This is a genomic window from Bradyrhizobium huanghuaihaiense, from assembly GCF_025200885.1.
Classification (GTDB): Bacteria; Pseudomonadota; Alphaproteobacteria; order Rhizobiales; family Xanthobacteraceae; genus Bradyrhizobium; species Bradyrhizobium huanghuaihaiense.
Window position 1 is genome coordinate 4,120,533 of the sequence record NZ_CP104172.1, and the last position, 12,521, is coordinate 4,133,053.

Here is a 12,521-nt window from a genome sequence, read left to right on the forward strand (position 1 = left end):
GTCGTTGACGGCGGCAGAGGGCAACTCGGCGCTCGTGCCTATGACGCAGGGCAGGGTCTCGCCGTCACCCCTGAGGAGCTCGTGCTGCGATGGAGAGCGGCCAAAATAAAAACGGGGCCGTGAGGCCCCGTCAAAAGTCCGTAAGTATCCCGCGATCTTACTTGATCTTCTTACTTGATCTTGGCTTCGCGGAATTCGACGTGCTTGCGCGCGACCGGGTCGTACTTCTTCTTGACCAGCTTGTCGGTCATGGTGCGCGAATTCTTCTTGGCGACGTAGTAGAAGCCGGTGTCGGCCGAGGACACGAGCTTGACCTTGATGGTGACCGCTTTGGCCATGTTCTGAACCTCAGAAAATTGGGGAATCTGGAGCCGGCCAAACGGCCCGCGTTGGCCGGCAACCTAGCCAGAAACCGCCTGATGTCAAGGTTTTAGGGGGCGGAAACCACTCAAATCGGGCCGATTACCCCTCAAAGAACTGGTTTTTCGGCCGGGGAAGGCCCAGATTCTCCCTCAAAGTGGCCCCTTCATATTCTTTGCGGAAAATCCCGCGGCGCTGGAGCTCCGGCACGACCTTCTCGACGAAATCGTCGAGGCCGGCGGGCAGGAACGGGAACATGATGTTGAAGCCGTCGGAGCCGCGCCCGACCAGCCATTCCTCCATCTGGTCGGCGATGGTTTTGGCGGTGCCGACGAAGGCGAGCCCGCCATAGCCGCCGACGCGCTGGGCGAGCTGGCGCACGGTGAGCTTGTCGCGCTTGGCGAGGTCGACCATGCGCTGGCGGCCGCTCTTGCTGGCGTTGGTCTCTGGAATCTCCGGCAATTGTCCATCCGGATCGAAGCCGGAGGCGTCGGTGCCGAGGATGACTGACAGCGAGGCGATGGCGCTGTCGTAATGCACGCGGCTGTCGAGAAGGGCGCGCTTCTTCTTGGCCTCGTCGACGCTGTCGCCGACCACGACGAAGGCGCCGGGAAGAATTTTCAGATGCTCGGGGTCGCGGCCGACCTTCTCCATGCGGCCCTTGATGTCGGCGTAAAGCTTCTGCCCGTCGGCGAGGCTGCCGCCGCCGGTGAACACGGCTTCGGCGGTCTCGGCTGCGAGCTGCTTGCCGTCTTCCGATGCGCCGGCCTGCACGATCACCGGCCAGCCCTGCACGGGGCGGGCGATGTTGAGAGGGCCGCGCACCTTCAGATATTTGCCGTTGTGGTCGAGGGTGTGCATCTTCGAAGGATCGAAGAACAGCCCGCTCTCGACGTCGCGCACGAAAGCATCGTCCGCGAAGGAATCCCACAGGCCCGTGACGACGTCGTAGAACTCGCGGGCGCGCTTGTAGCGCTCGGCGTGCTCCATGTGGTCGTCGAGGCCGAAATTCAGCGCGGCGTCCGGGTTCGAGGTGGTGACGATATTCCAGCCGGCACGCCCGCCGCTGAGATGGTCGAGCGAGGCGAAGCGGCGCGCGACGTGGTAGGGCTCATCGAAGGTGGTCGAGCCCGTCGCGATCAGGCCGATCCGCTCCGTGACGGCCGAGAGCGCCGACAGCAGCGTGAACGGCTCGAACGAGGTCACGGTGTGGCTGCGCTTGAGCGCATTGATCGGCATGTTCAGCACGGCGAGGTGATCGGCCATGAAGAAGGCGTCGAACTTGCCGGCCTCGAGCTTTTGGATCAGCTGCTTGATGTGCGAGAAGTTGAAATTGGCGTCGGGCCAGGCCCCGGGATAGCGCCAGGCGCCGGTGTGGATGCTGATCGGGCGCATGAATGCGCCAAGCTTGAGTTGCCGTTGTGCCATCGCGCCCTAAGTCCGTTCTGGGTGTCGTTCGCAAAGACATAGGGACGCGGAGGAACTCTGCCATTGGGATGGCTGAGAAGAATTTTTTGTTTTTCGTGACGCGCTCAGCACAATCGCGTCATTCCGGGCTCGCGCTGCGCGTGCCTGGAATGACGGGGAGGGGCCATCGAACCAATCCCCCGCTCAGCCCGACCAAGCCATGACCCCGTGAGGAGACTTCAATGGCCGGCGCAATGACAGTGGATGGCAGCATGGTCCGCATCGACCGGCCCATGCCCTGGGTCGGCCGGCTGTTGTCGCTGCCGCTGCTCGGCGCGAGCGGTTATCTCCTGTGGAATGTCGCACTCGGCCTGCGCCAGGATTTTTCCGGGTTTGGCCGGCTCGCCGACGACCTCGTGCCGGTGCTGGTGTTCACGGGGCTCGGGCTGCTCGTCGGAATTCCCGGCCTGATCCTGCTCACCTTCCGTACCTTCGTCGTGCTCAACGAGGCGCTGCGCCAGATCGTCATCACCAGGCAGTTCGGCCCGCTGAATTTTCGCATGCACCGCAATCTCGGCGACTACCACTTCATCAGCATCACCGAGGACTATGATCCGGAGCTCACGGCCTACGACGTCAATCTGTGCGGCAACAAGGGTACCGAACCGATCACGCTGGTGAGTTTTACCCGGCGTGAGGAGGCGGACAGGCTCGCCGGCGAGGTCGGCCGTGTCCTGAAATTGCCGGCGCGCGACTATGTCGGCACCGAGCCGGACGCGAGCTGATCAAGCCTGGTTGCGACACGTTCCGGAAATTGCCATCTTCGTGGCCAAACACCGCGATGGAAGGCCATGACCTCTGCGAATAGTCCCATTCCCGCGCTTCTGCCGCGCGGCAAGGGCCACCAATTTCTGTTGTATGGCGACTCGTGCTCGGGCGTGCCCGGTGCCCTGCACGAAAAGACCTTCGCCTCGGTCAACGCAGTCGTTCAACGCCTGAGACCGCAGCCTGACTTCGTTCTCTTTCCGGGCGATGAAATCATCGGACTGACGCCGGATCCGGACGCGCTGCGTGCGCAGTGGCGCTATTGGCTGGATACGGAAATGGCATGGCTCGACCGTGCGGCCATTCCGATGTGGCACACGACCGGCAATCACACGACCTATGATTTGATGAGCGAGGCGGTGTTTCGCGCAGTGCTGGACCTGCCGGACAATGGGCCGCCGGGGCAAGCCGGTCTGTCATACTTCGTGAGGCGCGGCGATCTCCTGATGGTGTTCGTCAACACGCTCTGGAGTGGCCTTGGCGGTGAGGGCCATGTCGAGCTGGCGTGGCTGGAGGCAACGCTCAGGGAGCATGGTGATGCCCGGCACAAGCTCGTCCTTGGTCATCATCCGGTGTTTCCGATCAACGGCTTTACAGGGACATATCAGCGCGAGATCGGCCACGAATACGCTCGCCCGTTCTGGGACATCCTGGTGAACGAAAACGTGCTTGCCTATCTGTGCAGCCACATCCTCGCCTTCGACGTGCAGGCGCATCGCGGTGTCCTCCAGATTTGCACTGCGGGCGCGGGAACGGCTCACAGGATGCCGGAAGGCGTCGAGTATCTGCATTGCATCCAAGCTGCGCTCGACGAGGAAGGCCTGCGTTACCAGGTGCTCGATACCGACGGTGCCGTCAGGGAGAAGTTGGAATGGCCGCTGCGCGATCCTGATCCCGCCCTGTGGAGGGAGCTGCCGCTCGGGGAAGCCGAAGCGCCGTTCAGCGGACGTGTGGAGAGCGGACATAGGATCGAGCTGAGACTGGTGGGACAAAGTGCTGCGACCGACGTCGCATCGGCGCAGACGATTTTCACGGCTTTCGCGCCTGGTTCGATCGCGCCGTTCTGGCTTGGGCTTCGGGGACCGAGGCAAACTCTGACGGCCATAGTTGGTCGTGAGCCGGGACGCAGCCCAACCTATTGGTTCGGACCGGATCTTCCGGGAGGCGACCGCTTTGATATTCGCGTCGCGATCTATCCGGATATGGGCCCCGGCGGTCTCCTCTACCGCCATCACGATTCTCCGCGCTGGTCGTCTTTCACCTCTGCGACGTCGCGAGGGCTGGACCAGCTGGCGTGGCCCCGGCATTGGGCGATCGGCCACGGACAAGGTGGCCGCGAAGACCGGGCCTTCAGAGGTGCCGCGCTGAGTTTGCTGATCGCGTGAGCAGGCCTGGAGAGCTCGGCGGCTGGATCAGCCCAGAATGTCCTTCTGCATCTTGCCGCCGTAGAAATGGAAGAACGGCACCGGCGCGTCGTGGCGCAGCGGGCCGGTGGCAAGGCGGGTGTCGAGCTCGTTGAGCACGTTGCGCGTCATCGGATGCAGATCGGCGAGCGGTTTCGAGCCGAGCTCGACCCAGACCAGCTCGACCAGCTCGGCATCGGCGTGGATCACGCCATCGACTCGGTGGGTGATCGCGGAGGCATCGGCGGTGAAAAAGCGGGTGTCGAACCGCTTGACGCGGCCGGGCGGAGTAATCGCGCGCGCGATCAGGAACAGGCTGGAGGGATCGGGCAAAAGGCCTGCATCGGCAAACGGCTTCCACGGACCTTCAAGCCTGGCCTTGCCCTCCGCCTTGCGGCCAAGACAGAGGCCGGTCTCCTCGCAGGCCTCGCGGATCGCGGCGATCGCGAGCGATTTTGCGCGCGAGGCCGGCGTCTTCGGGCTGCCCTTGGCGAGATTTGCTTCCAGCTCCGCGGTGATGGGCGCTGCAACCGGCACACGGTAGTCGTCCTTGTCGACACGGCCGCCGGGGAAGACAAACTTTCCGGGCATGAACACGACCTTGTCGTGGCGCTTGCCGACGAGGACTTTCGGGATCGCGCCGCTGCGATCGACCAGGATCAGTGTCGCCGCATCCTTCGGGCGAAAGTAAGGATGGTGATCGGCTTCCTTGCCTTCGTGGATCTTGGCTTTCTCTTCAGCCTGCGAAATATCCGTCATGTCCTCACCCAAACCGTTTCTTGCTTATTGCTTAGACCGGCGGAATACCATCCGGAGGGTTCTCGTCAAAGCCGTGCATGCGTAGAGCCCATTGCAAGCCGACCACGGCGCCCTTGACCGGCTGCAGCAGGCCGAGCGAGGCGAAGAACGTGAAGGGCAGATAGGCCGCGAAGCTGAGCCAGACCGGCGTGGTGTAATTGGTCTCGATCCAGAGGATCGTGGGAACCACGATGTGGCCAACGATGACGATGACGAGATAGGCGGGAAGATCGTCGGCGCGATGCGGCGTGAAATCGAGGCCGCATTTGGCGCAATTGTCGGCGGTCTTCAGGAAGGCGCGGAACAGCTTGCCCTCGCCACAGCGCGGGCAGCGGCCGCGAAAGCCGCGTTTCATCGCTGACCAGACGTCGCGCTTCTCGACGAGGCCGGTCTCGCGCGTCCAGATCTTTGGGGCCGTGCTCATCGTCACCACGCCTTGCCCTTCTTGCCCCTACCTTTTCCCTTGTTTTTGCCCTTCTTCCCCTTGCCGGACTTTTGCTTCTCCGGCTTGCGTTTTCTCTCCGGGCTGCGGCCGGGATGGGCTTTGATCGAGGGGCGGCGTTGTTGACCGGGCCGCCTGCGGTCGCGCGGCGCAGTCACGCTGGAGGACGACAGCAGTTCGAAGCGCAGCGCACCCGCGATGGGGGCGGCTTCGATCAGACGGACGTCAACGACGTCGCCGAGCTGATACATGGTGCCGCTGCGCGTGCCGACCAGGGCGTGACGGCTCTCGTCATAGTTGAAATATTCCGTGCCGAGGGATCTGATCGGGATCAGTCCGTCGGCGCCGGTCTCGCTCAGCTTCACGAACAGGCCGGCGCGGGTGACGCCGGAGACGCGGCCCTGGAAGCTGGCGCCGATGCGGTCGGCGAGATGGTGCGCGATCAGCCGGTCTACGGTCTCGCGCTCCGCCTTCATCGCGCGGCGCTCGGTCAGCGAAATATGCGCGGCGACCTCGCTTAAGGTTTCCGGCGTCTCGCTGTCGGGCAGGGCGCCTTCGCCGAGGCCGAGCGCGCGGACCAGCGCACGGTGCACGACGAGGTCGGCATAGCGGCGGATCGGCGAGGTGAAATGGGCGTAGCGGCGCAGGTTCAAGCCGAAATGGCCGTAGTTCTCCGATGAGTACTCGGCCTGCGCCTGGGCGCGTAGCACGACCTCGCTGACCAGCGGATAGTAGTCATGGCCTTCGAGCTGGGCCAGCACGCGGTTGAACGTCGTCGGGCGCAGCGCGCCTGATTTGGCGAAGGGGACGTCCAGCGTCTCCAGGAATTCCGCGAGCGCGTGGACCTTCTCCAGCGTCGGCTCGTCATGCACCCGGTAGATCAGCGGCAGCGACCTCTTCTCCAGCATCTCGGCCGCCGCGACGTTGGCGAGGATCATGAACTCCTCGATCAGCTTATGCGCGTCGAGACGCTCGGGCACGACGACGCGGTCGACCGTGCCGTCGCTCTTCAAGAGGATCTTGCGCTCGGGCAGATCGAGATTGAGCGGATCGCGCTCGTCTCTTGCGCGCTTGGCGCTGGCATAGGCGGCGTAAAGTGGTTTGAGGATCGGATCGAGCAGGGGGCCGGTGGTGTCATCAGGCCGTCCGTCGATCGCGGCCTGCGCCTGCGCGTAGCTCAGCTTTGCGGCCGAGCGCATCAGGATGCGGTGAAAACTGTGCGAGCGCTTGCGGCCGTCGGGGCCGAGCACCATGCGCACCGCCAGCGCGCCGCGCGGCTCGCCCGGCACCAGCGAGCAGAGATTGTTGGAGATGCGCTCGGGCAGCATCGGCACGACGCGGTCGGGGAAATAGACCGAGTTGCCGCGGTCGAGCGCGTCGCGATCGAGCGCGGTGCCCGGCCGGACGTAGAAGCTGACATCGGCGATGGCGACGTTGACGATGAAGCCGCCTTTGTTGTTGGGATCCTCGTCGGCTTGCGCATGCACCGCGTCGTCGTGATCTTTTGCATCCGGCGGATCGATGGTGACGAGCGGCACGTCGCGCCAGTCCTCGCGGCCCTTCAGGTTCGCCGGCTCTGCGGCTTCCGCCTCGCGCTCGGCGGCGGAGGAGAACTGCAGGGGGATCTCGTGGGCGTAGATCGCGATCAGGCTGATCGCCTTCTCCGACTTGACCGAGCCAAGCTTCTCCTTGACCCGTCCCGAAGCGAGGCCAAAGCTGCGCGTGCGGACGATGTCGACGCTGACGAGGTCGCCGTCCTGCGCGCCGTGCGCATCGGCCGGGGCGATGTTCAACTCGCGATCGGCGGACTTCTTGTCCACGGGGACGAGCCGTCCACCGCCTTCGGGAAGGCTGCGGAACACGCCGAGGATGCGGGTCTTGGTCTTGTCGAAGACCTTGATGATGCGGCCGCGATAAGCCGGTCCTTCGGTCTCCTCGGAGCGCTCGACGCGCAGCAGCACGCGGTCGCGTACGCCGGCGGCGGTGCCGGGCTTGGGCCGGCGTGGCATCTCGATGAGGATCTTTGGCGGCTCGCCGCTCTCGACCTCGTCCCATTCGGTGGGAGTGGCGATCAATTCGCCGTCGCGGTCACGGCCGGTGATGTCGGCGACCAGCGTCGGCGGCAGCGTGTCCGGTTCGGAGACCTTGTGGCGCTTCTTCTTGATGGTCCCGTCGTCGGCGAGCTCGCGCAGCATGCGCTTGAGCTCGACGCGATCGGCGTTCTTCAGGCCGAACTCGCGCGCAATTTCGCGGGTCCCGACCTTTCCTGGATTTGCCTTGATGAAGGCGACGATGGCTTGCCTGTCGGGAAAGCCACGGTCTTTCTTTGGTTTCACTTAACCTCTAATTCTTCACTTAAGTCTTGCCGGCACTCTTCTTGGCCGGAGCCTTGGTGGCGGCGGCCTTGGTCGGCGACGTCTTTGCGGTCGACGACACGGGGGCGCGCGCCTTGCTGGTGGATTCGGTTTTGGACTTGGCCGCGGCTTTCTTCGCGGCCGGTTTCTTCGGTTTTGGCGCGGCATCCTCGCCGTCGGCCTTTTCCGCAGCCTTCTTGGCCTTGGCGGGCTTTGCAGCCTTTTTCGCCTTGGCCTTGCCGCCGCCCTTGGCCGCGCGCTCGTCGATCAGCGCGATCGCCTGCGGCAGCGTGATGGCGTCCTTCTCGAACTCGGCCGGGATCGTGGCGTTGACGCCGCCGGCGGTGACATAGGCGCCGTAGCGGCCGCTCTTCACGGTGACGGTGCCGAGCGTCGGATGATCGCCGATAGCCTTGCCGGGATCGGCGCCGAAGCGGCGGCTCGGGCCCTTGGCGACCTTCTCCGCGATCAGCGTCACCGCGCGGTTGAGGCCGATGTCGAAGACCTCGTCGCCGGCCTCTAAGCTCGCATAAGTCTTCTCGTGCTTCACGAACGGCCCGAAGCGGCCGAGGCCCGCCGTGATGGGCTGGCCGGTCTCCGGATGCTTGCCGATCTCGCGCGGCAGCGACAGCAGCTTCAGCGCAAGCTCGAGATCGACATCGCTGGGCGAGGTGCCCTTGGGGATGCCCGCGCGCTTCGGCTTCTCGCCTTCCTCATAATCCTTCTGCTCGCCGAGCTGGATGTAGGGGCCGAAGCGGCCGGCCTTGACCCAGACATCGCGACCGGTGTCAGGATCCTGGCCGAGCGAACGGTCGGCAGTCGCCTCGCCATCGGCGGCGAGCTGACGGGTGTAGCGGCACTCCGGATAGTTCGAGCAGCCGACGAAGGCGCCGAACTTGCCGGCCTTCAGGTTCAGTCGGCCGGTGCCGCAGTTCGGGCACTGCCTGATGTCGCCGCCATCCGCGCGCGGCGGATAGATGTGCTGGCCCAGCATGTCGTCGAGCACGTCGAGCACCTGCGCCACGCGCAGATCCTTGATGTCGTCGACGGCGCCGATGAAGCCGGTCCAGAAGTCCTTCAGAACCTGCTGCCAGGAGATCTCGTTGTTGGAGATGCGGTCGAGCTGCTCTTCGAGGCCGGCCGTGAAATCGTATTCGACGTAGCGGGCAAAGAAGCTTTCGAGGAAGGCGACCACGACGCGGCCCTTGTCCTCGCCGTGCAGGCGCTTCTTCTCCAGCTTGACGTAGCCGCGGTCCTTCAGCACCTGGAGGATCGAGGCATAGGTCGAGGGGCGGCCGATGCCGAGCTCTTCCATGCGCTTGACAAGCGATGCTTCCGAGAAGCGCGGCGGCGGCTCGGTGAAGTGCTGGGTGACGGACAGCGACTGCCGCTTCAGCGCTTCGTTCGGGCTCATCACGGGCAGGCGGCGGGAATCCTCGTCCTCCTCGTCGTCGCGGCCCTCCTGATAGAGCGCGAGGAAGCCGTCGAACTTGACGACCTGGCCGGTGGCGCGCAGCTCCAGCGTCCGGCCGCCGGCCTTTGCGGTGATGTCGACGGTGGTGCGCTCGAGTTCGGCCGCCTCCATCTGGCTGGCGATGGTGCGCTTCCAGATCAGCTCATAGAGCCGGGCCTGATCGGCATCGAGCTTGCGGCTCATGCTGGCGGGGCGGCGGGAGAGGTCGGTCGGGCGGATCGCTTCGTGCGCTTCCTGGGCGTTCTTGGCCTTGGCCTGATACTGGCGCGGCGCGTCCGGCACGTAGGCGTTGCCGTAATCCTCGCCAATCACCTTGCGCGCCTGGGTGATCGCCTCGGGGGCGATCTGCACGCCGTCGGTACGCATATAAGTAATGAGTCCGGTGGTCTCGCCGCCGATGTCGATGCCTTCATAGAGGCGTTGGGCGATGCGCATGGTGTGCGCCGGCGCAAAGCCGTATTTGCGGCTGGCTTCCTGCTGCAGCGTCGAGGTGGTGAAGGGCGCCTGCGGATTGCGGCGGGCGGGCTTGGCGTCGACCGCGGTGACCGCGTAGTTCGCAAGCTCGAGCGCCTTCTTGAAGTCTTCGGCTTCCGCGCCGGTGCCGATGTCGAGACGCTGGATCTTCTTGCCGTCGGCGCCGACGAGGCGGGCCTCGAAGGCATCGCCGCGCGGAGTGAGCAGGGTCGCGATCAGCGACCAATATTCGCGCGGCACGAACTTCTCGATCTCGAGCTCGCGGTCGCAGACGAGGCGGAGCGCCACCGACTGCACGCGGCCGGCCGAGCGGGCGCCGGGCAGCTTGCGCCACAGCACGGGGGAGAGGGTGAAGCCGACCAGATAGTCCAGCGCGCGGCGCGCCATGTAAGCGTCGACCAGCGCGCCGTCGATCTCGCGCGGATGCTTCATCGCGTCCGTGACGGCCTGCTTGGTGATGGCGTTGAACACCACGCGCTCGATCTTCTGATCCTTCAGCGCGCGCTTCTCCTTCATCACCTCCAGCACGTGCCAGGAGATGGCCTCGCCCTCGCGATCGGGGTCGGTTGCCAGAATCAGGCGGTCGGCTCCCTTCAGGGATTTGGCGATATCGTTGAGCCGGCCGGCCGCCTTGGGGTCGACCTCCCAGATCATCTTGAAATTGGCGTCGGGATCGACGGAACCGTTCTTCGCCGGGAGATCGCGGACATGGCCGAACGAGGCCAGAACCTCGTAGGACGAGCCCAGATATTTGTTGATCGTCTTGGCTTTCGCCGGCGACTCCACAATGACGATATTCATTTAGTTCCAGTGGCTTACGGGAAAATCTCGGGCCGAAAACGAAAGGACTCGGGTCGGCCGTTTCGCCCCGAACATGGGTGGTGAGGCCCCCGCTGTCAAATCGGGGAGTGTTGAAAGCGCTCCGAATGGGAAAAGTTTCATATCGAGAAAGTTGCAAATTACCACCTTGGAGTTGCGATCCCTATCGGCGTAGTGTCTCTGTGGGGCATGGATTCGGGGTGGGGACGGGTGACAAGGCCGGGAAAGAAGCGGGCGCGCGCCGTATCGGGCGCGCGGGGAGGCTCGCGCAACGAGGAACCGGGGGAAGGCGGGGCAGATGAGGCGGTGGCCTTCATCGCCGAGCAAGCGGCTGCGTTGCGCAAGCTCGCCGAGCGCCACAAGCTGGACGTGCTGCATTATCTCCTGGGGATGACGCAGCTGGAGGCCGACGAGCATTTGCGGCTGCGGACGAGGCGCAAGCTGTCGTGAGGAGTCCGGCCAATATCACCCCGTCATCCTGAGGCGCGAGCGGCGCGATGCAGAGCATCGCGCCGGGAGCCTCGAAGGATGAACGGCCGAGGTGCCAGCCGGGCCGTCGCCCTTCGAGGGCCGCTGAAGAAGCGGCCACCTCAGGGTGACGGGGAGAGAGATGGGCGCGCTGCCACATCAACGTCGTCATTGCGAGCGCAGCGAAGCAATCCAGAGTCTTTCCGCAGAGGCAGTCTGGATTGCTTCGCTGCGCTCGCAATGACGGTGTGGTACCGCGTGGGACTATCACGCCGACCGCCGGCGCGGCGCGGGGCGTGGCTTCAGCGTTGTGTCCGCCGGGCTGAGTAGCCGCCCGTCCTCGGCGCGCATTTCGAGCTTCTTCACCGGGCGGCCTTTTTCGCGATCGACCAGGATCGTCGCGATCTCCTCGGGGTGGTCGTCGAATTCCTCGCTCCATTGCCGCAGCGCGACCAGGATCGGGAAGGTGCCGCGGCCCTTCGGCGTCAGCACATACTCTTGATAAGCGCTGCCGTCGGAGGCGGGGGCCGTGGCGAGGATGCCGTGGTCAACGAGTGAACGCAGCCGCACTGACAAGATGTTCTTGGCCATACCGAGCTTGTTCTGGAATTCGACGAAGCGGCGCAGGCCGAACAGTGCCTCGCGAATGATCAGCAGCGACCACCAGTCGCCGAGCGCGTCCAGCGAGCGCGCGATCGGGCAGGCATCGCCCTCGAAGCTCGTTCGTTTCACCATCGTTCCGGTCCTTTCGCGTTCGCACGGTTCTGCCGCCGATCACGCGCTTGTGTGGTTGCATCATAAAACCAAATGGCCTAGATGGCAATCTAGTTTCATTATGCAACTAACTGGAGGCGAGCGTGAGACTGAAGAACAAGACGGCCCTGATCACCGGCGGCAACAGCGGCATCGGGCTTGCGACGGCAAAACTGTTCGTGGCCGAGGGCGCCAAGGTGGTGATCACCGGCCGCAACAAGGACACGCTGGCGGCGGCGGGGAAGGAGCTCGGGCCGAACGCGCTTGCGTTGCCTGCCGATGCGACGGACATCGCTGCGACGGAAGCCGCGATCAAGCAGGGCGCGGAAAAATTCGGCAAGTTCGATATCGTGTTCGCCAATGCGGGCATCGCCGGCGGCACGCCGCTGGGCTCGGCGACGCTGGAGGTGTTCGAGAAGGTCATCAGCACCAACCTGACCGGCGTGTTCTTCACGGTTCAGTCCGCGCTGCCTTATCTCAACGACAATGCCTCGATCATCCTCAATGGCTCGGTGATCTCGGTGCTCGGCATTCCCGGCTACTCGGCTTACGGCGCGGCGAAGGCCGGCGTGCGCGCGATGGCGCGGATCATGGCCTCGGAACTGTCGCCGCGCGGCATCCGCGTCAACGTTGTCGCGCCCGGCGCGATCCGCACCCCGATCTGGGGCGCCGCGATCGCGACGCCCGAAGCGGAGAAGGCTTTCGAGAAGCGCATCGGGCTGGCGACGCCACTCGGCCGGATTGGTGAACCTGATCACATTTCGAGGACAGTGCTGTTCCTCGCCTCCGATGATTCCGCGCATGTGCAGGGACAGGAGATCTTCGTCGACGGTGGTGCAGTCGCTTCGCCAGCTGGCGCGCCGATCTATCGCGGCTGATCAAGTGAAGTGAAAATTGAATCGGTCGGCGCCGTGACGTCGGTTGCGTCGGCCGGTTTCCTCGCG

11 protein-coding genes are annotated in these 12,521 nt (G+C 64.6%); 4 read left to right on the forward strand and 7 right to left on the reverse strand.

The window, feature by feature from the left end; all coding sequences use genetic code 11:
- Window positions 1-170: 170 nt before the first annotated feature.
- Both rpmG and N2603_RS19695 read right to left on the reverse strand, forming a co-directional pair.
- The gene (gene rpmG, locus N2603_RS19690) at window positions 171-338 is read right to left on the reverse strand and encodes a 50S ribosomal protein L33 (RefSeq protein ID WP_007603295.1); all 168 of its coding nucleotides are present in this window, start codon (window positions 336-338) and stop codon (window positions 171-173) included.
- Window positions 339-462: 124 nt separating this feature from the next.
- Window positions 463-1,788 (reverse strand): LLM class flavin-dependent oxidoreductase, encoded by a 1,326-nt coding sequence (locus N2603_RS19695; RefSeq protein ID WP_260390039.1) that lies wholly within the window; start codon window positions 1,786-1,788, stop codon window positions 463-465.
- 221 nt (window positions 1,789-2,009) lie between these two features.
- Between N2603_RS19695 and N2603_RS19700 the strand changes: the two genes are divergently transcribed.
- Window positions 2,010-2,552, forward strand: a complete 543-nt coding sequence (locus N2603_RS19700; protein ID WP_260390040.1) for a hypothetical protein — start codon at window positions 2,010-2,012, stop codon at window positions 2,550-2,552.
- A gap of 66 nt (window positions 2,553-2,618) precedes the next feature.
- Window positions 2,619-3,977 (forward strand): metallophosphoesterase family protein, encoded by a 1,359-nt coding sequence (locus tag N2603_RS19705; protein ID WP_311741474.1) that lies wholly within the window; start codon window positions 2,619-2,621, stop codon window positions 3,975-3,977.
- A 27-nt stretch (window positions 3,978-4,004) separates the two neighbouring features.
- Here N2603_RS19705 and N2603_RS19710 read toward each other — a convergent pair whose 3' ends face one another.
- From N2603_RS19710 to topA, 4 genes are read right to left on the reverse strand one after another with little or no spacing between them, the layout of a single operon-like run.
- A complete protein-coding gene (locus tag N2603_RS19710; protein WP_260390042.1) occupies window positions 4,005-4,754 on the reverse strand; it encodes an NUDIX hydrolase in 750 nt (249 codons plus the stop codon).
- Window positions 4,755-4,785: 31 nt separating this feature from the next.
- The gene (locus N2603_RS19715; protein ID WP_425248997.1) at window positions 4,786-5,226 is read right to left on the reverse strand and encodes a DUF983 domain-containing protein; all 441 of its coding nucleotides are present in this window, start codon (window positions 5,224-5,226) and stop codon (window positions 4,786-4,788) included.
- The gene (gene rnr / locus N2603_RS19720) at window positions 5,220-7,571 is read right to left on the reverse strand and encodes a ribonuclease R (RefSeq protein WP_260390044.1); all 2,352 of its coding nucleotides are present in this window, start codon (window positions 7,569-7,571) and stop codon (window positions 5,220-5,222) included. The genes N2603_RS19715 and rnr overlap by 7 nt, the downstream gene beginning before the upstream one ends.
- Before the next feature lie 19 nt (window positions 7,572-7,590).
- On the reverse strand, window positions 7,591-10,338 hold the full coding sequence (gene topA, locus N2603_RS19725; protein ID WP_260390045.1) for a type I DNA topoisomerase: 2,748 nt from the start codon (window positions 10,336-10,338) through the stop codon (window positions 7,591-7,593).
- Window positions 10,339-10,566: 228 nt separating this feature from the next.
- Here topA and N2603_RS19730 point away from each other — a divergent pair, with 228 nt between their 5' ends.
- A complete protein-coding gene (locus N2603_RS19730) occupies window positions 10,567-10,806 on the forward strand; it encodes a hypothetical protein (protein ID WP_026312229.1) in 240 nt (79 codons plus the stop codon).
- Window positions 10,807-11,091: 285 nt separating this feature from the next.
- Here N2603_RS19730 and N2603_RS19735 read toward each other — a convergent pair whose 3' ends face one another.
- Window positions 11,092-11,559: a winged helix-turn-helix transcriptional regulator gene (locus N2603_RS19735; RefSeq protein ID WP_260390046.1), complete on the reverse strand. Its 468-nt coding sequence runs from the start codon at window positions 11,557-11,559 to the stop codon at window positions 11,092-11,094.
- 122 nt (window positions 11,560-11,681) lie between these two features.
- Here N2603_RS19735 and N2603_RS19740 point away from each other — a divergent pair, with 122 nt between their 5' ends.
- Window positions 11,682-12,455 carry an SDR family oxidoreductase gene (locus N2603_RS19740; RefSeq protein ID WP_260390047.1) on the forward strand — a complete coding sequence of 258 codons (774 nt, stop codon included), beginning with the start codon at window positions 11,682-11,684 and terminating at the stop codon, window positions 12,453-12,455.
- The last annotated feature ends 66 nt before the right edge of the window (window positions 12,456-12,521 follow it).

Excerpts from the sequence above, each read along its gene's own strand:
- rpmG (WP_007603295.1), bottom strand. The coding sequence starts at position 338 with ATGGCCAAAGCGGTCACCATCAAGGTCAAGCTCGTGTCCTCGGCCGAC.
- N2603_RS19710 (WP_260390042.1), bottom strand. The coding sequence starts at position 4,754 with ATGACGGATATTTCGCAGGCTGAAGAGAAAGCCAAGATCCACGAAGGC.
- N2603_RS19700 (WP_260390040.1), top strand. The coding sequence starts at position 2,010 with ATGGCCGGCGCAATGACAGTGGATGGCAGCATGGTCCGCATCGACCGG.
- topA (WP_260390045.1), bottom strand. The coding sequence starts at position 10,338 with ATGAATATCGTCATTGTGGAGTCGCCGGCGAAAGCCAAGACGATCAAC.
- N2603_RS19735 (WP_260390046.1), bottom strand. The coding sequence starts at position 11,559 with ATGGTGAAACGAACGAGCTTCGAGGGCGATGCCTGCCCGATCGCGCGC.
- N2603_RS19705 (WP_311741474.1), top strand. The coding sequence starts at position 2,619 with ATGACCTCTGCGAATAGTCCCATTCCCGCGCTTCTGCCGCGCGGCAAG.
- N2603_RS19695 (WP_260390039.1), bottom strand. The coding sequence starts at position 1,788 with ATGGCACAACGGCAACTCAAGCTTGGCGCATTCATGCGCCCGATCAGC.